Below are 23,259 nucleotides of genomic sequence, written 5' to 3' on the forward strand. Positions count from 1 at the left end.
TGTTCTCCCGTGGCCCCGAGGCCGTGGTCGATATGTTCCCATATGAAACGTATGGGAGCGGGGTGGGTCAGCGCCTCATGCTTTCGGCCAGAGCCCTGAGTTCCTCCTGGTAGGGGAAGCTGCCGGGCTCGTACGCGCAGTACGGGTCCGCTTCGAGCACGTCGCGCGTGAAGCCGTACGCCCGGGAGCGCGACCCCCCGCACACCGTCTTGAACTCGCACGCCCCGCACGTGCCGCGCAGCAGCGAGGGGTCGCGGAGCTTGGTGAAGAGCGCCGATCCCCGGTAGATCTCGGTCAGCGGGTGGTTCTTCACGTTGCCCGCCGAGAGCGGCAGGAAGCCGCTGGGGTGCACCTCGCCCGTGTGCGAGATGAAGACGAAGCCGCGGCCCGAGGAGACGTCCATGGGCGGCCGGCGCACGGCCCGCCGCTCCCCGTCGAAGACCCCCAGCTCGCGGGCTCGGGCCGAGAGGCGCTCGTGGAGCGGGCCCAGGACGGGCTTCTCGCCGCGCGCGTCCAGGACGGTGCGCTGCAGCGCGACCCGCCGGAAGTGGTGGCCCTCCGTCGTCTTGGTCGCCATCACCGCCCCGCAGTCGTACAGGAAGTGCAGGACGTCCTCGATCTCGGCGGCGGTCAGGGAGTCCAGCTGTTCCCCGCGCCCGGTCGGGACCAGGACGAAGCCCGACCACAGCATCGCGCCCTCGCGCTTGACCAGTGCCGCTATGTCGGCGAGGTCCTCCAGGCTGTCGCGGGTGACCGTGGTGTTGATCTGCACCTTGAGTCCGAGCTCCCGGGCGGCCCGCCAGCCCTCCAGCGTCCAGTCGTAGACCCCGGGCACGCCCCGGAAGGCGTCGTGGCGCTCGGGCGTGGAACCGTCCAGGGAGAGCGAGAGCGCGATGGCCCCCGCTTCCCGGACCGCTACGAGGTTCTCCCGGGTCAGCGTCGGCGTGCCCGACGGGGACACCGCGACCCGCAGGCCGAGCGAGGTCCCGTACGCGACCAGGTCGGTGAGGTCGGTGCGCTGGAAGGGGTCCCCGCCGGTGATCACGAAGAGCGGGCCGGGCTTGCCGAAGGCGGCGATCTGGTCCATCACCCGGCGGGCGTCCGCCCCGTCGAGCTCCTCGGGGTGGCGCAGGGTCTGCGCCTCGGCCCGGCAGTGCAGACAGGCCAGCGGGCAGGCCCGGGTGGCCTCCCAGATGACGATGAAGGGCCGGTCGGAGACCGCGCGGCGGGGCTGCCGCACGACGGTGTGGGAGGACCGGGTGGTGTGTGCGGGGCGAGAGGTCACGAGACGCGCTCCCAGCCGCGCTTGCTCGGGCGGTTGGCGAGCTGCTCGGGGTCCCGCTTGCGGTAGACCACGTACGGCCGGAACAGGTACTTCAGCGGCACCGAGAACATGTGCACCAGGCGCGAGTACGGGATCAGCGCGAACAGCGTGAACCCGAAGAGGATGTGGACCTTGAAGGCGAGCGGGGCGCCCGCCATCAGGTGGTAGTCCGGGGTGAAGGTGAACAGGCTGCGGAACCACGGGGAGATGCCGTCGCGGTAGTTGTAACCGTCCGTCATCCCGGCCGAGTTCAGCAGGGTCGCCGTCAGCCCGAGGATCATCGCGCCGAGCAGGAACGAGTACATCAGGTGGTCGCTGCGCAGCGTCGCCCTGCGCACGGCCGGCACCTTGAAGCGCCGGTAGACCAGGATCCCGATGCCCACGGCGGCCGCGACGCCCGCGACCGTGCCGGTGGAGAGCGCCATCAGGTGGTACGCGTGGTCGCTCAGGCCCACCGCGTCGGTCCAGCTCTTGGGGATGAGCAGGCCGACCACGTGGCCCACGATCACGAAGAGCATGCCGAAGTGGAAGAGCGGCGAGCCGATGCGCAGCAGCCGCGACTCGTGCAGCTGCGAGGAGTGCGTGGTCCAGCCGAACTTGTCGAAGCGGGCCCGCCAGACCGTGCCCGCGATGAGCAGGGCGATCGAGACGTACGGGAGTACGCCCCACAGGAGGAGGTCCATCAGGCGGGCATCCTTTCGGAGGCGGCGGCAGCGGTCGAGTAGGCCGTCGTGGGCCAGGGGAGGTCGGTCGGGACCGCTCCGGGGAAGTCGGCCGGCATGTCGAGGCCCGGCCCGAACGGTTCGAGCGCCGAGCCCGCGCCCACCAGCTCCTGCGGCGGCCCGTTCCTCGCGAGGGCCTTCGCCTCCGCCTTGGTCTCGGGGGAGGGCCCGGGCAGCGTCGCGCAGACGGCCTCCAGGATCCGGGCGTACGGGGATCCGAACTCGGTGAGCGCCAGGCGCAGCAGCTCCAGCCCGGCCCGGTGCTCCTGGAGCAGCCGGGTGCCGGCCTCCTCCTCGCGGGCGGCGAACTCCAGGGCCACCGGGAGGAAGTCGGGCAGTTCCTCACCCGCGAACTCCAGCCCGAAGTCCCGGTAGATCCGCTTCAGCCGGACCAGGGACAGCCCGCGCCGGCGAGTGTCCCCGTCGACCCACCAGGTGAGGTAGAGGCAGCGCCGGTTGCGGGTGTCGAAGGTGGAGGTGTACTGGGAGCACAGCTCGATCGGGGTCTGGACCTCGGCCTCGTCCAGGAACGCGCCGAGCAGCGCGGCCGGTTCGGCGGGCGCCCCGGCGAGGGCCGCACGGAGCCGCGGGAGTTCGTCGTGGAAGTAGTCGCCGGGGTACTGCAGTACGCAGCCCGCGACCAGCCGCACCAGTGCGTCACCACTCATCGGATTCCGGATCACGAACGCCTCCTGGTATCCCCGAGATTGAGCATCACCCGGGGTTCGGGCAGTGCGGCGACGGGGCAGCCCTGCTCCGCGTCGTTCAGCGGGTGCGAGTCGGCGAGCGCGTCGGCCTCGGCGCGGGCGGCGCTGGGGATCACGAAGCGGTCCTCGATCTTGGCGATGGCGAGGAGCCGGAACATGTCCTCCATCTCCTGCCCGGACAGCCCGACGGCCCGCGCGATCGACTCGTCGCGCTCCTCGCCCAGGTTGACCCGGCGCATGTAGGCGCGCATCGCGGCCATCCGGCGCAGCACCGCCTCCACGGGCACGGTGTCGCCGGCGGTCAGGACCTCCGCGAGGTACTCGACGGGGATGCGCAGGGACTCGATGGCACCGAAGAGGTTTCCGGCGTCCTCGCCGTCGCTGCCGGTGGCGGCGACGGCCTCGACCACGGGGGAGAGCGGCGGGACGTACCAGACCATCGGCATCGTCCGGTACTCCGGGTGGAGGGGGAGGGCGACCTGGTAGGTGGCGATCAGGTCGTAGACCGGGGAGTTGCGGGCCGCGTCGAGCCACTCGTCGGTGATGCCGGCCGCGCGGGCGGCGGCGATCACGGCGGGGTCCGCGGGGTCGAGGAAGCACTCCACCTGGAAGGGGTACAGATCGTGCTCGTCCTCGACCGCTGCGGCCTCGGCCACCTTGTCGGCGTCGTAGAGCATCACGCCGAGGTAGCGCATCCGGCCCACGCACGTCTCCGAGCACACGGTCGGCATGCCGACCTCGATGCGCGGGAAGCAGAAGGTGCACTTCTCGGCCTTGCCGGTCTGGTGGTTGAAGTACACCTTCTTGTACGGGCATCCGGTCACGCACATCCGCCAGCCGCGGCACTGGTCCTGGTCGACCAGGACGATGCCGTCCTCCTCGCGCTTGTACATCGCGCCGGAGGGACAGGAGGAGACGCACGCGGGGTTGAGGCAGTGCTCGCAGATCCGCGGGAGGTAGAACATGAAGCTCTGCTCGAACTCGAAGCGGATCTTCTCGCCGACCGCGTCGCGGATCTTCTCGATGATCGGGTCCTGCGGGGCGTGCGTGGGCGCGCCGCCGAGGTTGTCGTCCCAGTTCGGACCCCACTCGATCTTGTCGATGGGCTCGCCGGTGAGCTGGGAGACGGGCCGGGCGGTGGGCATGTCGTCGCCCGCCGGGGCCTCGGTGAGGTTCTTGTACTCGTAGGTCCAGGGCTGGTAGTAGTCGTCGATCTCCGGCAGGTCCGGGTTCGCGAAGATTTTGCCCAGCTTGGCGAGCCGGCCGCCCGCCTTGAGGCGGAGCTTGCCGGAGCGGGTGCGCTCCCAGCCGCCCTTCCACTTCTCCTGATCCTCCCAGCGGCGCGGGTAACCCTGGCCGGGGAGGGTCTCGACGTTGTTGAACCAGACGTATTCGGTGCCCTGCCGGTTGGTCCACGCCTGCTTGCAGGTGACCGAGCAGGTGTGGCAGCCGATGCACTTGTCGAGGTTCATGACCATCGCGACCTGTGCCATCACACGTCCGATAGTGGCTTCGCCACGGGGCATCACTTAGAACTCCACCTTCTGGTCGCGGCGGCGGATGACCGTCACCTCGTCGCGCTGGTTTCCGGTCGGGCCGAGGTAGTTGAAGGCCCAGGTCAGCTGGGCGTAGCCGCCGATGAGGTGGGTGGGCTTGAGCATCACCCGGGTCAGCGAGTTGTGGATGCCGCCGCGGCGGCCGGTCTTCTCCGTCTTGGGGACGCCGACCGTGCGCTCCTGCGCGTGGTTCATGTAGACCGTGCCGGGCGGCATCTTGTGGGAGACGATCGCGCGGGCGGTGATCACGCCGTTGCGGTTGACCGCTTCGATCCAGTCGTTGTCCGCGACGCCGATCGCCTCGGCGTCCTGCGGGGACATCCAGACCGTCTGGCCGCCGCGTCCCAGGGTCATCATGTAGAGGTTGTCCTGGTACTGGCTGTGGATCGCCCACTTGTTGTGCGGGGTCAGGTACCGGACGGCCACCGACTTCGCCTTCTCGTCGATCGTGCCGAGCTCGGGCTCCCCGTACAGGGTGTGCATGTTCAGCGGCGGCTTGTAGACGGGGAGGGACTCCCCGACCTCGTGCAGCCAGTCGTGGTCGATGAAGAAGTGCTGGCGGCCGGTGAGGGTGTGCCAGGGCTTGAGGTGCTCGGTGTTGATCGTGAAGGCCGTGTACCGGCGCCCACCGGACTCGGAGCCCGACCACTCCGGCGAGGTGATCACCGGGACCGGGCGGGCCTGGGTGTCGGCGAAGGTGATCCGCTTGCCCTCGGCCTCGGCGGCCAGGTGGGCCATCGGGGTGCCGACCTTCTTCTCCAGGGTCTCGAACCCCTGCGTGGCGAGGCGGCCGTTGCTGGTGCCGGACAGCGAGAGGATCGCCTCGCAGGCCTGCTGGGCCGTCTCCAGGCGCGGGCGGCCGTCGGCGACGCCGCCGCGGACCGTGCCGTTCTTCGCGCCGAGGTAGGCCACCTCTTCGGCCACGTCGAAGGTGACCGCCTTCGTGGTCACGCCCAGCGTGTCGACGAGCGGGCCGAGCGCGGCGAACTTCTCGCCGACCGCCCCGTAGTCCCGCTCCACGACCGCCAGGTTGTACATGGTCCGGCCCGGTACGGGCTCGCACTCGCCCTTCGACCAGTCCAGCGCGACCCCGCCGGGCTGCGCCATCTCACCGCCCGGGGTGTCGTGCTGCAGGGCGGTGGCGACCAGGTCCTTGCGCACGCCCAGGTGCGTCTTCGCGAGCTCACCGAACCGCTCGGCCAGCCCCTTGAAGGCGTCGTAGTCGGAGCGCGCCTGCCACGGCGGGTCCACGGCCGGGGTGAAGGCGTGCAGGAAGGGGTGCATGTCCGTGGAGGACAGGTCGTGCTTCTCGTACCAGGTGGCCGCCGGGAACACCACGTCCGACAGCAGCGTCGTGGACGTCATCCGGAAGTCCATGGACATGAGCAGGTCGAGCTTGCCCTCCACGTCCTCCTCCCGGTACGTCACGTCCTTCGGCGTGCAGCGCGGCCCGTCCTCGGGCAGGTTGGAGTGGGTCCCCAGGAGGTGCTTGAGGAAGTACTCGTTGCCCTTGGAACTGGAGCCCAGCAGGTTGGCCCGCCACACGTTGAGCACGCGAGGCCAGTTGCCCGGGGCGTCCGGGTCCTCGCCGGCGAAACCGAGCTCGCCGCTCCTGAGCTGCTCGACGGCGGACGCCACCGGGTCCTCGGCCTCGCCCAGGTCCAGCGGGTTGCGGTCGAAGGTCGGGTACGAGGGCATCCAGCCCATCCGGGCGCTCGCCGCCAGGCAGTCCGAGCCCGTCATGCCCTCGAAGGCGCCGGAAGCGAGCGGGGAGGCGAGCGCCTCCGCCGGAAGCGTGTCGTAGCGCCACTGGTCGGTGTGCAGGTAGAACCAGGCCGCGCCGATCATCTGGCGCGGCGGGCGCGACCAGTCGGAGGCGGCGGCCAGCGTCGCCCAGCCGGTGACCGGGCGGCACTTCTCCTGGCCGACGTAGTGGCCCCAGCCGCCGCCGTTGCGGCCCTGGCAGCCGGTGAGGGTGAGCAGGGCCAGGAAGGAGCGGTAGATGGTCTCGGAGTGGAACCAGTGGTTGGTGCCCGCGCCCATCAGGATCATGCAGCGGCCCCGGGACTGCTCGGCGGTCTGCGCGAACTCCCGTGCCACGCGCGCCGCCTGGGCCGCCGGGACCGAGGTCAGCGACTCCTGCCAGCCGGGGGTGCCCGGGGCGCTCGCGTCCTCGTAGCCCGTGGGCCACACGCCGGGCAGGCCCTCGCGGCCGACCCCGTACTGGGCGAGCATCAGGTCGAAGACGGTGGTGACCAGCCGCTCCCCGCCCGCGGTCGCCAGGCGCCGTACGGGCACACCGCGGCGGATGGTGCCGCGCGGCTTCCCGTCCTCGCCCACGCCCTGCTCGTCGTCCTCGAAGCGGGGGAGGGTGATCTCCACGCCCTCGCCGTCGGCGGCGTGGAGGGTCAGGCGCGGGACGGTGTCGCCGAGTTCGAGATTCCACTCGGGCTTCTCGTTCTTGCCCCAGCGGTGGCCGAGCGTGCCGTTCGGGACGACGGCCTCGCCGGTCGTGTCGTCGATCAGGACGGTCTTCCACTGCGCGTTCTCAGTGTCCTGACCGAGATCGGCGGCGGTGACGAACTTGCCGGGAACCAAGCCCTGTTCGGTTTCACTGAGGGACACCAGGAAAGGCAGGTCCGTGTACTGCCGGACGTAGTCCGTGAAGAAGGGAGTCTGCTGGTCGACGAAGAATTCCTTGAGGATGACATGGCCCATCGCGAGGGCCAGCGCACCGTCCGTACCGGGGTGCGGGTGCATCCATTCATCGGCGAATTTGGTGTTGTCCGCGTAATCGGGGGAAACGGTGACGACCTTCTGGCCGCGGTAGCGGGCCTCGGCCATCCAGTGGGCGTCCGGGGTACGCGTGACGGGAACGTTCGAGCCCCACATCATCAGGTACGCGGCGTCCCACCAGTCACCCGACTCCGGGACGTCCGTCTGGTCCCCGAAGACCTGCGGGGAGGCGACCGGAAGGTCGGCGTACCAGTCGTAGAAGGACAGCATCGGCGCACCGATGAGCGAGTGGAAGCGGGCGCCGGCCGCGTGCGAGGCCATCGACATCGCCGGGATCGGCGAGAAGCCGGCGACACGGTCCGGACCGTGCTCCTTGATCGTGTGCACGTGGGCGGCCGCGACGATCTCCGTCGCCTCCTCCCACGTCGCCCGCACCAGCCCGCCCTTGCCGCGCGCCTGCTGGTACGTACGCCGGCGCACCGGGTCGGACTGGACGTCGGCCCAGGCCTCGACCGGGTCGCCGAGGCGCGCCTTGGCCTCGCGGTACATCTCCAGCAGGGCGCCGCGCACGTACGGGTAGCGCACCCGGGTGGGGGAGTAGGAGTACCAGGAGAACGAGGCGCCGCGCGGGCAGCCGCGGGGCTCGTACTCGGGGCTGTCGGGACCCACCGAGGGATAGTCGGTGGACTGCGTCTCCCAGGTGATGATCCCGTCCTTGACGTAGACCTTCCACCGGCAGGAGCCCGTGCAGTTCACGCCGTGGGTGGAGTACACGACCTTGTCGTGGCTCCACCGGTCGCGGTAGAAGGCCTCCGCGGCGCGGCCGCCGGTGTGGTGGACGGTCCGCAGGTCGCCGGAGACCTCGGCGGTCCTGAAGAAGCTGCCCGCCTTGATCAGCGATTCGGCGGCGTCCTGGTGTCCGTCGCGTATGTGGCGCTCGTTCAAGGCGACCCTCCAGGCCGGAATAAAAGGCGGTGCGTGGGGTCCGGGCAAGATGACCCAGACACGACGCTACGCCCGGCGCGGAGGCGAATCCGATGACAAAGGTCCCGTACGGGCGTGACCTAATTCCGGTCTTTCACAGGTCGAGTGGATGCCACGCTGGAGAAGGCCAACTCCTTTGTACGGCCGGAAAATTACGAGCCCGAATACCAATTAGCGGGGAAGGTCGCAGAACGTGCCGCCGAAGAAGGTCTCCTGGATCCCGGACCAGCACGGGGCGTGGGCGATGCTCACGGTGCCCTTCCTCGCGGGCACGTTCCTCTCGCCGCGGCCCGGATGGCAGCACGCCCTGCTCCTGACGGCCTGGCTCCTCGGCTACGCGGCGGTCTTCCACGCCCAGCAGTGGCTGCGCCTGCGCCGGGTCGCGGCCAGGCGCCCGGAGGTGGCGCGGCGGCACGTCCGCCCGGCCCTCGTACTCGGCGCGGCGACCGCCCTGGCGGGGATCCCGCTCGCGGTGCTCCACCCCTGGCTGCTGCTCGCGGGCGCGGCGGCGGCGCCCTTCGTGGCCGTGAACTCCTGGTTCGCGCTGCGGAACCGCGAGCGCGCCCTGGCCAACGGACTGGCCGCGGTGGTCCCGGCGTGCGGGATGCTGCTGGTGGCGGCGCGGCTCGGAGGGGGCGGCCTGCCCTGGGCGCCGGCCGCCGCCTGCCTGCTGTACTTCGCGGGCACGGTCCCGTACGTGAAGACGATGATCAGGGAGCGGAACTCCCGTACGTACTACCGCGGTTCGGTGGCCTACCACGCGATGGCCACCGCCCTGGCGGCCTGCCTCTCCCCGTGGCTGGCCCTCCCCTTCGCGGCCTACCTGGCCCGGGCCGCGGCGCTCCCCGGCCGCGGGCTCAAGGTGGCGGTGGTCGGCACCGTCGAAATCGTCGGGTCTGCGGCCCTGCCGGCTTCGCTGCTGCTGATCTTCTGACGGGTGCGACGCCGGGGGTGTTTCAGAGGGGCAGGGAGCGGAACTCGTCCAGGACGGCGAAGCCCGTGCGGTCGTACAGGCTCATCGCCACCTCGTTGCCGCCGAACACGTTGAACATCAGCGCCTCGTCGCCGCCCTGCCGGACGGCCCACTCGCCGACGGACATCGCGGCGCGGCCGAAGCCCTTGCCGCGGTGCTCCTCGTACACCTCCAGCGAGAAGCCGAAGGTGACGCCCGGCAGGTGGCCGTGGTTCACCCAGCCCGTGCCGATCACCTGCCCGTCCGCCTCCATCGCGTAGAAGGCGTGCCCGGGGGTGCGGTAACCCTGCGGGAGGTACCGGGCGAAGTCCTCGTCGGACTTGGCCCGGGCCTGCTCCGGGGTCAGGGCTCCGGCCCGGACGATGTCCGCGACGTACGCGGCCACCTCGCCGGCGTACCAGCCGGGGTACTCCTCCTGGGTGAGCCGGCGGACGCCCAGGCCCGGCGGCAGCTCGGGGCGCTCGGCCACGGCGCGCATCCGGTTCTGGCCGCGCACGGGGTAGCCGGCGAACAGTCCGGCTGTGGTTGTGGTTGTGGCCGCGGGTCCCGGTTCGGCTGCGGCTTCGGCCCCGGCTCCCGATCCGCCGCTGAGCCGGACCTCCACCCGCCCTGCGCCCCGCTCGGCGCACCACCGCTCGGCCCACGTGCGGGCCGCGGCCGCCGCCTCCGGTGCCACTGCCGTCAGGTCGTGGATCCGGCCCACGGTGGCTCCGTTGTCCTCGGACACCCCGACCGCGATCCATCCGGCGTCGCCGTCCGTGGCCACCGTCCAGCCGTCGACGCCCTTCAGCGCCCGCTCCAGCAGGGCCCGGGCGAGGGGCTCCGAGCACCCCGCGGCCCGGTACCCGGAGAGCACCCGCTCCTCGAAGCCGACCCGCCACTCGGCCCGGTCGGATACGACCTGTATGCCGCTCGTGCTGCTTGCCCCGCTGGTCCCGTTCATCCGGCCACCCTAAGCAGGGCTCCGACCGGGCTCCAGGGGATTTAGATCGCTTCCTTGCGCGTCAGGAAGTTGAAGGAGATCCACCCCGGCAGCACCGGCAGCCAGAACGTCACCACGCGGAACAGCAGCACCGCCGAGAAGGCCACCTGGCCGTCCAGCCCCGCCGCGACCAGGCCCAGCGTCAGCGCGCCCTCCACCGCTCCGATGCCGCCCGGTGTCGGAGCGGCCGAGCCGAGGGCGTTGCCGGCCAGGAAGACCACCGCGATGCTCGCGTAGCTGATGGCCTCGCCGCCGCCGAAGGCGCGGATCGAGGCGTCCAGGCACATCACGAAGCAGCCCGTCAGCAGCAGCATTCCGCCGATGCCGGTCAGGAGTTTCTGCGGCCGCTGGAGCACGTCCAGCATGCGCGGGACCACTCCGGCGAACAGGGCCCGTACCCGGGTCGCCACGAACTTCCGCAGGAAGGGCACGGCCGTCACCACGAGCACCAGCACGGCCACCGTCAGCAGACCGGCGATGACCGTCCTCGACGGGGTCATCTCGGGGGTCTTCTCGGTCCCCGTCAGATAGCCGAAGGACAGCAGCAGCAGGATGTGGCTCGCCAGCCCGAAGAGCTGCGAGGCGCCCACGCTGGCCACGGCGAGTCCGGGCCGGATGCCCGCCCGCTGGAGGAAGCGGGTGTTCAGCGCGACACCGCCGACCGCGGCCGGAGCCACCAGCTTCACGAAGGATCCGGCGACCTGGGCCAGTACGGTCCGCAGGAACGGCACCCGCTCGGGTACGAAGCCCAGCAGGCTCATCGCCGCCGCGAAATAGGTGAGCGCCGAGAAGGCGAGCGCCACCCCGACCCAGCCCCACTGCGCGTCGCCGATCGTGGTGGCGAAGTCGACGTGCGCGATCTGGGTGACCAGGAAGTACGCGCCGAACGCGCCCGCGATGAACGACACCAGCGTGCGCGGCCGGATCCGCTCCAGCCGGGCCGGTTCCACCGGCGCCTGCGGGCGGATCAGCAGCACCTGCTGGCGGATCTGGCTCAGCAGATCCTCCTCGCGGGCCCCGTCGAGCGCGTCGTCCAAAGCCTTCTTCTCGGCCTTCTTCTCGACGGCTGAGCGGGTGGCGGGCGAGGCGGAGCCCGCCTCGCGCAAGGCCTTCGCCGCCCGCGAGGACTCCAGTACGGCTTCCCGCTCGCGGTCCGCCCGCTCCCGCGCCAGCTTGCGCAGCGTCGCCCGCGTGGAGCGGCTCAGCGCGATCGGCTGGAGCAGCGGCAGGCAGTCCGCCACCGCGTCCGGGCCGAGCACCGACACCGCCGAGGCGACCGAGCGCTCGGCGCCGACCCGCAGGCCGAGGGTGGTGAGCAGCTGCGCGATGTCCATGCGCAGCACGAGGTCGCCGGCCGCGATCTCGCCGCCGCGCAGATCGGTCAGGGTGATGGTGCCCGCCGCGGCGCCACCGCCGGCGGTGGCGCCGGTGCCGCTGCCGGAACGATCCACCACGAGCGCGTCCCCGGTCAGCCGCCGGTGCGCGATCCGCCGGGACTGCAGGGCCCGTACCTGCTGCCAGGCGTTGCGGCTCAGCTCGTCGGTGATCTCCTCGTCGGCCAGCTGGTCCAGGCTCCGGCCGCCCAGGTGCTCGTAGACGAGCATCACGGCGTCCGGACCCAGCTCGGAGGTGGCGATCAGCTTGGGCGCGTTGGCTCCGGCGGCGATGGCCGCGTACGCGAGCAGCGCCTCCTGCTCCAGCGCCTGGCGCAGGGACTGCAGACTGCGCCGGGTGGTGATCCCCCGCAGCGTCAGGCGGCGCCAGACCCGGTAGTAGAAGCCCTGGGCCTGCTGCTCCCGGTCCACGACGGTGACGTCGAGGGGCGGGCCGTCCTCCAGGGTGACGTGGTAGCGCCGCCCGCGGTCGCTGACCTCGGTGCTGTCGCCGCCTTCCGGGGACTCGGCGCGCATCGCGCTGACCGGCTGGAAGCCGACCCGGCGCAGTCCCGCGAGGAGGTTCTGCCCGGTGGGGCGGACGTTCGGCGAGCCGACCGCGTACAGGGTTCCGTACGCGACGCTCCAGCCGATCAGCACGGTCAGGATGATCGAGAAGGGGGTGGTGTAGCCGCCGACCAGCATCGCGAAGGCGTCCAGCAGCAGGACCACCCACAGGGCGACGCGCCAGCGGGGACGCCGGGTCATCCCGACGGCCGTCATGTACGCGATCACGGGCGCGAGGTAGCCGTGGACCGGATCGGTGAGGGCCCCGTCGGCCATGGTGGGACGGGTGAGGGCCTCCTGGATGGTCGTGGGCGCGGCCTGGGAGACCCAGAGATCGGTGGCGAGGGTGACCCCGTGCGCGAGGACGGCGGCGAGCACGCCGTCGGCGATGCGCAGTCCGTCGCGTTTGATCAGCCTCTCGATGGCGAAAGCCACCGGGACGAGGAGCACGGCGATGCTCGAGACCAGCCCGGCGACCTTGATCAGCACGTCGGGCGCCTGGCCCGTGCCGTTGCTGATGTCGGCTTCCAGACCCGCGGTGGTGCCGTGGGCGAAGGCGGCGATGGCGAGGACGACGGCGATGCCGAGGATTCCGACGAGGAGGCGTACGAGGTCGGAGGGGCGGTGCACCCGGGCGGCGAGCAGCGGCTCGTCGACCTCGACCTGGTCGGCGGCCGTCGGGGTGTGGCCGTGCGGGGTCTCGACGTCCTCGGGGGCCGGGTCCGGAGCGGGGGCCGGAGGCGGAACCGCCGCCTGGGCCTGGGCCTGGGGCTGGGCCTCGGTCTGGGCCTCGGTCTGGGCCTGAGAGGGAGCCGCCGGCAGGTCCGCGTGCGCGTCCTCGCGGCCCTGTGGCGGGCCTTCGTCTGGGCGCGCGCCGTCGTTCGCCGCCGCGCCGTCCGGAGGACTCACACCCTGCTCCTTTCCCGTCACTTCCGTCTCTTCTTGATCACGTATCACGCGTCACCGCCCGGAAGATGGTGGCATGGACCGACGCCCGCGGGGGGCAGCAGGGTGCGAGCCGGTCCGGAACACCGGCTTCCACGCGCTTGCCGCTCCCCTGTGGGTCCGGTGCGGCACCATGGGCCGAATGAGCGAAGAGCTGCCGGCGTACGCGGAGCGGGTGCTGGAGGCGGCCGAGCGGATTCCGCCCGGCCGGGTGATGACGTACGGCGACATCGCGGAGTGGCTCGGCGAGGGCGGGCCGCGTCAAGTGGGCCGGGCCATGGCCCTGTACGGCGGAGCCGTGCCCTGGTGGCGCGTGGTGCGGGCGGACGGCCGTCCGCTGCCCGGCAGCGAGCGGCGGGCGCTGGAGAACTACCGGGCCGAGGCCACCCCGCTGCGGCTCACCGGCGACGGCGAACCGCGGCTCGACATGCGGCGGGCACGCTGGGACGGGCACGACGGGGACCACGACGGGGACACAGCGCGGGACGAAGGTCACATGTGACAGCTTCGGCCATGTGCGGCCCGGAGGGGTGGTCGAAGGGACGTGCGAAACCCCGTACGGGGGATGCGGGGGACCGGATGGCAGTGAGGACGGGACTCCCGGGGAAACTGCGCCCGCCGCGCGCCGTGCCGTAGCGTTGCCTCTTCGGCTTCGGCTTCGGCCACCGCTTCGGCCAAGGCTTCGGCCGCGGCCACCGCCCGGGCCGTCACCACAGCAGCAGCAACCGCTGCGGCAGCGACCGCCGCAACGGCAGACCCACCAGGACCGGCACCCCACGTGAACACCTCTTCCTCCGACGGCCACCGCACCGAGCGGCGGCGTACGCGGACCCCGGACGCGTACCGCCTGGTGCGTACCGGTGCGGAGCGGGTGGATCCCCCTGTGCTGGACGCAGCGCAGCGGGCGGTGGTTGAGCACACCGGCGGCCCGCTGCTCGTCCTGGCCGGACCGGGCACCGGAAAGACGACCACCCTGGTCGAGGCGGTCGCCGCCCGCGTGGAGTCCGGGACCGACCCCGCCCGCGTCCTGATCCTCACCTTCAGCCGCAAGGCCGCGGTGGAACTGCGCGACCGGACCGCCCTGCGGCTCGGCGGGGCGCGCGCCCCGCAGGCCACCACCTTCCACTCCTTCTGTTACGGACTGGTCCGCGCCCACCAGGACGCCGAACTCTTCGCGGACCCGCTGCGCCTCCTCTCCGGCCCGGAGCAGGACGTCATGGTCCGTACCCTCCTCGAAGGCCAGCGCCGGATCCGCTCGATCCGCTGGCCGGACGACCTGCGGGCCGCGCTGACCACGCGGGGCTTCGCGGACGAGGTCCGCGCGGTGCTCGCCCGAGCCCGCGAGCTGGGCCTGGGCCCGACGGCCCTGTCCGACTTCGCGTCCCGCATCGGCCGCCCGGACTGGAAGGCGGCGGCGGCCTTCCTCGCCGAATACCTGGACGTCCTGGACCTCCAGGGCACCCTGGACTACGCGGAACTCCTCCACCGCGCGGTCCTCCTCGCGGAGCGCACCCCGTCGCTGTCGTCCCTGTACGACGTGATCTACGTGGACGAGTACCAGGACACGGACGCCTCGCAACTGCGCCTGCTGCGCGCGCTGGCCGGCCCCTCCGGCCGGCTGACCGCCTTCGGCGACCCCGACCAGTCGATCTACGCCTTCCGCGGCGCGGACATCAACAACATCCTGGACTTCGAGACCTCCTTCCCCGGAGCGCAGGTCCACGCCCTGACGATCTCCCGCCGCTCGGCCTCGGTCCTCCTGACCGCCACCCGCCACCTGACCACCCGCATGCAGGTGCCGCGCCTGCCCTCGGCGGCGGTACGGGCCCACCGCGCGCTCGCGTCGACCCGCGAGGGCGGCCGGGTCGAGGTGTTCACCTACCCCACGGCCGGCGCGGAACTGGACAACATCGCCGACATCCTGCGCCGGGCCCACCTGGAGGAGGGCGTGCCGTGGCAGGACATGGCCGTCCTGGTCCGCGCGGGCGGCCGCACCCTGCCGCAGATGCGCCGCGCCCTGATCGCGGCGGGAGTCCCGGCCGAAACCGACGGCACGGACGCCCCCCTCCGCCACGAGCCGGCCATAGCCCCCCTCCTCACGGCCCTCCGCACCCTCGCGGAATCCCACACCGCGCCGACCCCACCCGACCCGGCCACCCCCGCATCCGCCGAGGCCCCGCCACCCCAGGACGACCTCCCCGACGAAGCCGACCCCGCTTCCGTCACCGCGGACGCCACTGCGAGCGAGCCCACGCGCACTTCCGGGGCGGATGCCCGGGATGCCCCCCTCGCCGCGGCAGGCGGCACCGTTCCGCCCGGCTCCGCCGCCACGGCCGGCACCGGCCTGTCCGGCTCCGCCGCCGCCCCGGCCGGGGCGCAGGGCGTGCTTCCTGACGCGGTCGGCGGTGCGGGCGAGCCCACTCGCACTTCCGAGGCGGATGCCCGGGATGCCTCCCTCGCCGAGGTAGGCGGCACCGGCCTGTCCGGCTCCGCTGACGTCCCGGCCGTGCCGGAGGGCGAGCTTCCCGACGCGGTCGGCGGTGCGGGCGAGCCTGCTCGCACTTTTGGGGCGGGTGGGCGGGAGACTTCGTCCGCCGCCGCGGCCGGCACCGGCCTGTCCGGCTCCGCCGCCGCCCCCGCCGGGGCGCAGGGCGTGCTCCCCGACGGAGTCGGGGCCGTTTCCGGTGGCGAGGGCGGGCTTGCCGGTGCGGACGGGGCGGGTGGGCGGGACACCTCACCCGCCGCCGAAGGCGGCGCCGGCGGGCCCGGCACCGAGGCCGGACCCGGATCCGGCGAGCCCGCCGCAGGCGAAGCGTGGATCGGGGTCGAGGCCGCGCTCGTGCTGCTGTCCTCGCCGCTCGGCGGGATGGACGCCGCCGACCTCCGCCGGCTCGGCCGCGCCCTGCGCGACGAGGAGCGGGCCGCCGGCGTCCGCACCCCCGCGCCCTCCGACGTCCTCCTCGCCCGCGCCCTCGCGGAGCCGGAGCGGCTCGTCGCCCACGACCCCGCCTACGCCCGCGGAGCGCAGCGCCTCGGCCTGCTGCTGCGCAAGGCCCGCGAACTCCTCGCCGGCGGCGGCACCGCCGAGGAGGTCCTGTGGACCCTCTGGGACGGCACCCCCTGGCCGCAGCGCCTCGAACGCAGCGCCCGCCGCGGCGGGCCCGCCGGCCGCAACGCCGACCGTGACCTCGACGCCGTCTGCGCGCTCTTCGACACCGCCGCCCGCGCGGAGGAACGTACCGGCGGCCGCGGCGCCCTCAACTTCCTCGAACAGCTCGAGGCCGAGGACATCGCCGGAGACACCCTCACCCCCCGCGCCACCCGCCGGGAAGCCGTCCGCCTGATGACCGCGCACCGCTCCAAGGGCCTGGAGTGGGGCCTCGTCGTCGTCGCGGGCGTCCAGGAAGGGCTCTGGCCCGACCTGCGCCGCCGCGGCTCCCTCCTCGAAGCCGACCGCATCGGACGCGACGGCCTCGCCGAACCCCTCACCCCCGGCGCGCTCCTCGCCGAGGAGCGCCGCCTGTTCTACGTCGCCGCCACCCGCGCCCGCGACCGCCTCGTCGTCACCGCCGTCAAGGCCCCCGCCGAGGACGGCGACCAGCCCTCCCGCCTCCTCACCGAGCTCGGCGTCCCCGTCAAGGACGTCACCGGCCGCCCCCGGCGCCCCCTCGCCGTCCCCGCGCTCGTCGCGGAACTCCGCGCCACCACCGTCGACCCCGACGCCTCGCCCGCCCTGCGCGACGCCGCCGCCCGGCGCCTCGCCCGGCTCGCCGTGCTCACCGACGACGAGGACCGCCCGCTGGTCCCCGCCGCGCACCCGCAGCGCTGGTGGGGCCTGTACGAGCCCACCCGCAGCAGCGTCCCGCTCCGCGACCGCGACCACCCCGTCGCCCTGTCCGGCTCCGCCCTGGAGCAGCTCGCCAACACCTGCTCCCTCCAGTGGTTCCTTGGCCGCGAGGTCAAGGCCGACGCCCCCTCCACCGCCGCCCAGGGCTTCGGCAACGTCGTCCACGTCCTCGCCGACGAGGTCGCCTCCGGCCGCACTCCCGCCGACCTCGCCGTCCTCATGGAACGCCTCGACTCCGTCTGGGACTCGCTCGCCTTCGACGCCCCCTGGAAGTCCCGCCAGGAGAAGGACAACGCCCGCGCCGCCCTGGAGCGCTTCCTGCGCTGGCACACCACCGACCGCGGCGGCCGGGCGGCCGTGGCCACCGAGCACGACTTCGACGTCACCCTCGAAGCGGGGGAGTACGCCGTCCGGGTGCGCGGCTCCATGGACCGGGTCGAGGCGGACGCGCAGGGCCGGGCGTACGTCGTCGACTTCAAGACCGGCAAGTCCGCGCCGACCGCCAAGGAGGTCGAACGGCACCCGCAGCTCGCCGTGTACCAGCTCGCCGTGCGCGAGGGCGCCGTCGACGACGTCTTCGACGGACTGCGCCCCGCACCGGGCGGCGCCGAACTCGTGCAGCTGCGCCAGGGCGCCGCCCAGCGCGACGGCGGCGACACCGTGCCCAAGATCCAGGCGCAGCAGGCCCTGGAGGGCGGCGCTCCCGGCGAATGGGTCGGCGACCTGCTCGCCACCGCGGCCGGCCGGGTCCTCGACGAGCGCTTCGCGCCCGTCCTGGGCAAGCACTGCGACCACTGCTCCTTCCGCGCCTCGTGCAGCGCCCGCCCGGAGGGCCGCCAGACGGTGGAGTAGGCCGCGCGGCGGGGACTGTCGGTGCGTGCGGCTAGCCTTTTTACGTGTCCGCGCGTCCGTCCGTTCCCCAGGGCCCCGTTCCCCAGGGCCCCGTTCCCCAGGGCCGTGTGCCCCGGGGCCAACCGGCCCTCACCGATCCCGAGCAGCTCAAGGAGCTCCTGGGGATCCCCTTCACGCCCGAACAGATGGCCTGCGTCACCGCCCCGCCCGCCCCGCAGGTCATCGTGGCCGGCGCCGGCTCCGGCAAGACCACCGTCATGGCCGCCCGCGTGGTCTGGCTCGTCGGCACCGGCGCGGTCGCACCCGAGCAGGTGCTCGGCCTGACCTTCACCAACAAGGCCGCCGGCGAGCTCGCCGAGCGGGTACGGACCGCCCTCGCGCGGGCCGGGATCACCGATCCGGACCCCTCCCCGGCCGAGGCCGACTCCGCGGGAGGGGAGCCGCGCATCGCCACCTACCACGCCTTCGCCGGACAGCTCCTCAAGGACCACGGCCTGCGCATCGGCCTGGAGCCCAGCGCCCGGCTGCTCGCCGACGCCACCCGCTTCCAGCTCGCCGCCCGTGTACTGCGCGAGGCCCCCGGGCCCTACCCGTCCCTCACCAAATCCGTTCCCGACCTGGTCAGCGACCTGCTCGCGCTCGACGGGGAGCTCTCCGAGCACCTCGTACCGCCGGAGCGCCTGCGCGCGTACGACACGGAGCTGCTCTCCGCCCTCGCGGACGTGAAGCTGAGCAACGAGGACCTGCGCAAGGTGCCCGAGGCGGTCCGCGGCCGCCTCGAACTCCTCGAGCTCGTCTCCCGCTACCGCGCCGCCAAACGCTCCCGCGACCTCCTCGACTTCGGCGACCAGATAGCCCTCTCCGCGCAGCTCGCCACCACCCGGCCCGAGGTCGGCGCCCTGCTGCGCGAGGAGTTCCGCGTCGTCCTGCTCGACGAGTACCAGGACACCTCGGTCGCACAGCGACTGCTGCTGTCCGGGCTGTTCGGCGCCGGCACCGGGCACGCGGTGACCGCCGTCGGCGACCCCTGCCAGGCCATCTACGGCTGGCGCGGCGCCTCCGTGGCCAACCTGGACGACTTCCCCGAGCACTTCCCGTACGCCGACGGCAGTCCCGCCACCCGCTTCTCCCTCAGCGAGAACCGGCGCAGCGGCGGCCGCCTCCTGGACCTGGCCAACGAGCTCGCCGTCCCGCTGCGCGCCCTGCACGAGGGAGTCGAGGCCCTGCGCCCCGCACCGGGTGCGGAGCGCGACGGCTCCGTCCGGTGCGCGCTGCTGGAGACCCACGCCCAGGAGCTCGACTGGATCGGCGACTCCATCGCCCACCTGGTCCGTACGGGAACCGAGCCGCGCGAGATCGCCGTACTGTGCCGCTCGGGCGGGGACTTCGCGCGGATCCAGGCGGTCCTCGTCGAGCGCGACGTCCCGGTCGAAGTGGTCGGCCTGTCCGGCCTGCTCCACCTCCCGGAGGTCGCGGACCTCGTCGCCGTCTGCGAGGTCCTCCAGGACCCGGGAGCCAACGCCGCGCTCGTCCGGCTGCTCATCGGGCCGCGCTGGCGGATCGGCGCCCGCGACCTGGCGCTGCTGGGCCGGCGCGCCCGCACGCTGATCTCCCGCTCCTCCCCCTCCTCCTCCGACGACGACCGCCTCGCGGCGGCGGTGGAGGGCGTGGACCCGGCGGAGATCGTGTCGCTGGCCGACGCCCTGGAAACCTTCCTGGACGGCGCGGGCCAGTCCGCACCCGACCAGCTGCCCTTCTCCGCGGCCGCCCGGGTCCGCTTCGCGCACCTGGCCCAGGAACTGCGCGACCTGCGGCGTTCCCTCTCGGACCCCCTGATGGACGTCCTGCACCGCGTCCTGGCGACGACCGGCCTCGACGTGGAGCTGGCCTCGTCCCCGCACGCCCTGGCGGCCCGCCGCCGGGAGACCCTGTCGAGCTTCATGGACGTGGCGGCCGGCTTCGCCTCCCTCGACGGCGAGGCCTCCCTCCTCGCCTTCCTCGGCTTCCTGCGCACGGCGGCCCAGTACGAAAAGGGCCTGGACCACGCTCTCCCCGGCGGGGAGAACACGGTCAAGGTCCTCACGGCCCACAAGTCCAAGGGCCTGGAATGGGACGTGGTGGTGGTCCCCGACCTCTCCGCCGGCTCCTTCCCGAAGGAGAAGGCCCCGGAGGCCTGGACCTCGTACGCGAAGGTCCTCCCGTACGCCCTGCGCGGGGACGCGCCGACCCTCCCGCCCACACCGGAATGGACCTCGCCGGGCCTGCGCGCCTTCAAGTCGGCCCTCAAGTCCCACAAGGCCGTAGAGGAGCTCCGCCTCGGCTACGTCACCTTCACCCGCCCGCGCTCGCTCCTCCTGGCCTCGGGCCACTGGTGGGGCCCGACCCAGAAGAAGCCGCGCGGCCCGTCCTCCTTCCTCTCCGCCCTGTACGAACACTGCGCCGCGGGCCACGGCGAGATCGAAGCCTGGGCCGACACCCCCGCCCCGGACGCGGAGAACCCGGCCCTCTCCACGGACTCCACCCCCGACCACTCCTGGCCGCTCCCCCTGGACCCCACCTCCCTCACCCTCCGCCGAGCCGCCGCCACCCTGGTCGAGTCCTACCTCCACCCGACCCGCGAGGGGTCCTCGGGCCACCGGGGGACCCCGGGCGCCTCGGACCGCGCGCGGACACCGGGCCGGTCGGGGTACGCCGACCCCCCGGAGGCACCGGAGTACCCGGCCGCCCCGGAGGACGCCTACCTCTGGCCCCCGCACTGCGAAGACCCCGCCTACGACGATGAGCCCCCGGCCCCGTGGCCGGACCCGGCTGAAGCAGCCGCCGGGGGGGACGCCCCGTGGCCCGACCAGGCCGAAGGGCCCACCGCCGCGGCGATCCCGAGGCCGGACCCGGCCGACGGGCCGACCGCCACGGCCGCCACCAGGCCGCAGACCGGGCCGGGCCGGGGTGCGCCCGCAGGCCACCCCGGCACAGGCGTGCACGCCGCCGCGGGCGGCACCCCGCAGGGGGTCCGGGGCGAAGCCCCGGTTTCGGGAAGGGGCGGGGCGGGGGAAGAAGCCCCCCCGACCCCCCTGTGGCCGCAGGACACCGCCCGCTCCACGTCCCGCCCGGTCCCGGCCGCGCCCGGCACCGCCGACCCCCTGTGGCCGGAGGACGCAGCCCCGTCCCGGTCCGCACCCCAGCCGTACCCCGCCGCGCCCGGCAGCGCCGACCCCCTGTGGCCGGAGGACGCAGCCCCGTCCCGGTCCGCACCCCGCCCGCGCCCCGCCGCGCCCGGTGCAGCCGACGACGACTTGTGGCCCGAGGACGCGGACGAGGACGCGGCCGGGGACGCCGACTGGGCCGCCGCCAAGCCCCCGCCGCGCCCCGCCGCGCCCGGCGACGACCTGTGGCCGGAGGAAGCCGACTGGGCCGAGCCCGGGCCCCGCCCGCGCCCCGTGACACCCGGCGAAGCCGTCCCGTGGCCCGGCCCCGTGGCCGTACCCGGTACCGGCCCGCTCACCCCCGAGGACGCAAGAGCCATCGCCTCCTGGGACCGCGACCTCGACGCCCTGGAGGGCGAACTCCGCCGAGCCCGCGAGGCCGTCCGCGACGTGGAGCTCCCACCCGCGCTCTCCGCGAGCCAGCTGCTCCGTCTCGCCTCCGACGAGCAGGGCTTCGTACGCGACCTCGCCCGCCCCATGCCCAAGCCCCCGCAGCCGGCCGCCCGTCAGGGCACCCGGTTCCACGCCTGGGTGGAGTCCCGCTTCGAGGAGCTCCCGCTGCCGCACCTCGACGTCCTCGACCCCCTCACCGACCTCCCCGGAGCCCAGCCCCCCGGAGGGGACGGCTCCGACCAGGACATCGCCGACGAGGCCGACCTCGACTCCCTCAAGGCGGCCTTCGAGCGGAGCGCGTACGCCGACCGGACCCCGTTCCGCATGGAGGTCCCGGTCCAGCTGACCCTCGCCGGCCGGGTGATCCGCGGCCGGATCGACGCCGTCTACCGCACCGAGGAGCCGGACGGCGGCAGCGCCGGCTACGAGATCGTCGACTGGAAGACCGGCCGCACCACGGAGGCCGACCCCCTCCAGCTGGCCGTCTACCGCCTGGCCTGGGCGGAGGCCACGAACACCCCCCTCTCCCGGGTCACGGCAGTGTTCCTGCACGTCCGCAGCGGCCGCGTGATCCGCCCCCGGAACCTTCCCGACCGTGCTCGTCTTGAGCAGATCCTCCAAGGCAAAACGGACACGGAAAGTGACCATCGAACGGACGGCTAGGCTCGTGGCCATGAGCGACACCCCGGCGGACAGCGTCGTCCGCACGTACATCGAAACCCACCGCGCGGCCTTCCTCGACGACCTCGCCGACTGGCTCCGCATCCCCTCCGTCTCGGCCCAGCCGGAGCACGCGGACGACGTACGGCGCAGCGCCGACTGGCTGGCCGCGAAGCTCAAGGAGACCGGTTTCCCGGTCACCGAGGTCTGGCAGACGGCCGGCGCCCCCGCCGTCTTCGCCGAATGGCCGAGCGAGGACCCCGCCGCCCCCACCGTCCTCGTCTACGGGCACCACGACGTGCAGCCCGCGGCCCTCGCCGACGGCTGGCACACCGACCCGTTCGAGCCGGTGATCAAGGACGGCCGGATGTACGGGCGCGGCGCCGCCGACGACAAGGGACAGGTCTTCTTCCACACCCTCGGCGTCCGGGCCCACCTCGCCGCGACCGGCGCGTCCGCCCCCGCCGTGCACCTCAAGCTGATCATCGAGGGCGAGGAAGAGTCCGGTTCCCCGCACTTCCGCGCCCTCGTGGAGCGCGAGGCGGCCCGCCTCGCCGCCGACGTCGTGATCGTCTCCGACACCGGCATGTGGTCCGAAACCACGCCCACCGTCTGCACCGGCATGCGCGGCGTCGCCGACTGCGAGATCGACTTCTTCGGCCCCGACCAGGACATCCACTCGGGTGCCTTCGGCGGCGCCGTGCCGAATCCGGCCACCGTCGCCGCCCGCCTCGTCGCGGCCCTGCACGACGCGGACGAGCGGGTCACGATCCCCGGCTTCTACGACAACATCGCCGAGCTCACCGACGCGGAGCGGGCGCTGATCGCCGAGCTCCCCTTCGACGAGAGCGAGTGGCTCCGTACGGCCAAGTCCTACGCGGCCTCGGGCGAGGCCGGCTACTCCACGCTGGAGCGCGTCTGGGCCCGCCCGACCGCCGAGGTCAACGGCATCGGCGGCGGCTACCAGGGACCCGGCGGCAAGACCATCGTGCCCGCCTCGGCGCACCTGAAGCTGTCGTTCCGCCTGGTCTCCGGGCAGGACCCCTACGAGGTCGAGACGGCCGTGACGGCCTGGGTCGCGGAGCGCGTCCCGGCCGGGATCCGGCATGCCATCACCTTCGGCGCCCCGACCCGGCCGTGCCTGACCCCGCTGGACCACCCGGCGCTGCAGTCGGTCGTACGCGCCATGAGCAGGGCCTTCGGCCAGAAGGTCCGCTTCACGCGGGAAGGCGGCTCGGGGCCGGCGGCCGACCTCCAGGACGTGCTGAACGCCCCCGTCCTCTTCCTCGGGATCTCCGTGCCCTCCGACGGCTGGCACTCGCCGAACGAGAAGGTCGAGCTCGACCTGCTCGCCAAGGGGGTCGAGACGGCCGCCTACCTCTGGGGCGACTTGGCCGCCCACTGGAAGCCGGCGTCCGCTTGACGACGCCACAGG

The 23,259-nt window shown here is 73.2% G+C and carries 12 protein-coding genes; 5 read left to right on the forward strand and 7 right to left on the reverse strand.

All coding sequences use genetic code 11. The features are described from left to right. Positions 1-67: 67 nt before the first annotated feature. Genes OG247_RS28130 through OG247_RS28150 form a run of 5 tightly spaced genes read right to left on the reverse strand, consistent with a single transcriptional unit; the run spans position 68 to position 7,975 of the window. Complete coding sequence (locus tag OG247_RS28130) at positions 68-1,285, reverse strand: TIGR04053 family radical SAM/SPASM domain-containing protein (RefSeq protein ID WP_327254835.1); 1,218 nt, start codon at positions 1,283-1,285, stop codon at positions 68-70. Further along, a complete protein-coding gene (gene narI, locus OG247_RS28135; protein ID WP_327254836.1) occupies positions 1,282-2,007 on the reverse strand; it encodes a respiratory nitrate reductase subunit gamma in 726 nt (241 codons plus the stop codon). Before narI ends, OG247_RS28130 begins: the two co-directional genes overlap by 4 nt. Beyond that, a complete protein-coding gene (gene narJ / locus OG247_RS28140) occupies positions 2,007-2,714 on the reverse strand; it encodes a nitrate reductase molybdenum cofactor assembly chaperone (RefSeq protein WP_327257658.1) in 708 nt (235 codons plus the stop codon). The genes narI and narJ overlap by 1 nt, the downstream gene beginning before the upstream one ends. An 11-nt stretch (positions 2,715-2,725) precedes the next feature. Next, positions 2,726-4,279, reverse strand: coding sequence for a nitrate reductase subunit beta (gene narH / locus OG247_RS28145; RefSeq protein ID WP_442813430.1), 1,554 nt, complete (start codon positions 4,277-4,279; stop codon positions 2,726-2,728). A gap of 3 nt (positions 4,280-4,282) precedes the next feature. Continuing rightward, positions 4,283-7,975 (reverse strand): nitrate reductase subunit alpha, encoded by a 3,693-nt coding sequence (locus OG247_RS28150; RefSeq protein WP_442813664.1) that lies wholly within the window; start codon positions 7,973-7,975, stop codon positions 4,283-4,285. Positions 7,976-8,222: 247 nt separating this feature from the next. On the opposite strand from OG247_RS28150, the gene OG247_RS28155 reads away from it, so the two are divergent. Continuing rightward, on the forward strand, positions 8,223-8,963 hold the full coding sequence (locus OG247_RS28155; RefSeq protein ID WP_327254838.1) for a YwiC-like family protein: 741 nt from the start codon (positions 8,223-8,225) through the stop codon (positions 8,961-8,963). A gap of 22 nt (positions 8,964-8,985) precedes the next feature. On the opposite strand, the gene OG247_RS28160 is transcribed toward OG247_RS28155, so the two are convergent. Then, positions 8,986-9,945, reverse strand: coding sequence for a GNAT family N-acetyltransferase (locus OG247_RS28160; RefSeq protein WP_327254839.1), 960 nt, complete (start codon positions 9,943-9,945; stop codon positions 8,986-8,988). Positions 9,946-9,986: 41 nt separating this feature from the next. Then, a complete protein-coding gene (locus OG247_RS28165; RefSeq protein ID WP_327254840.1) occupies positions 9,987-12,833 on the reverse strand; it encodes a lysylphosphatidylglycerol synthase transmembrane domain-containing protein in 2,847 nt (948 codons plus the stop codon). Positions 12,834-13,011: 178 nt separating this feature from the next. On the opposite strand from OG247_RS28165, the gene OG247_RS28170 reads away from it, so the two are divergent. The 4 genes from OG247_RS28170 (at position 13,012) to OG247_RS28185 (ending at position 23,247) form a co-directional block, all read left to right on the forward strand. Next, positions 13,012-13,371, forward strand: a complete 360-nt coding sequence (locus tag OG247_RS28170; RefSeq protein ID WP_442813431.1) for an MGMT family protein — start codon at positions 13,012-13,014, stop codon at positions 13,369-13,371. 276 nt (positions 13,372-13,647) lie between these two features. Next, a complete protein-coding gene (locus OG247_RS28175) occupies positions 13,648-17,568 on the forward strand; it encodes a UvrD-helicase domain-containing protein (protein ID WP_327254842.1) in 3,921 nt (1,306 codons plus the stop codon). A 107-nt stretch (positions 17,569-17,675) separates the two neighbouring features. Next, positions 17,676-21,827 carry an ATP-dependent DNA helicase gene (locus OG247_RS28180; protein WP_327257660.1) on the forward strand — a complete coding sequence of 1,384 codons (4,152 nt, stop codon included), beginning with the start codon at positions 17,676-17,678 and terminating at the stop codon, positions 21,825-21,827. A 10-nt stretch (positions 21,828-21,837) separates the two neighbouring features. After that, positions 21,838-23,247 carry a dipeptidase gene (locus OG247_RS28185; protein WP_327254843.1) on the forward strand — a complete coding sequence of 470 codons (1,410 nt, stop codon included), beginning with the start codon at positions 21,838-21,840 and terminating at the stop codon, positions 23,245-23,247. The last annotated feature ends 12 nt before the right edge of the window (positions 23,248-23,259 follow it).

The sequence above is a fragment of the Streptomyces sp. NBC_01244 genome (assembly GCF_035987325.1).
Lineage (GTDB): Bacteria > Actinomycetota > Actinomycetes > Streptomycetales > Streptomycetaceae > Streptomyces.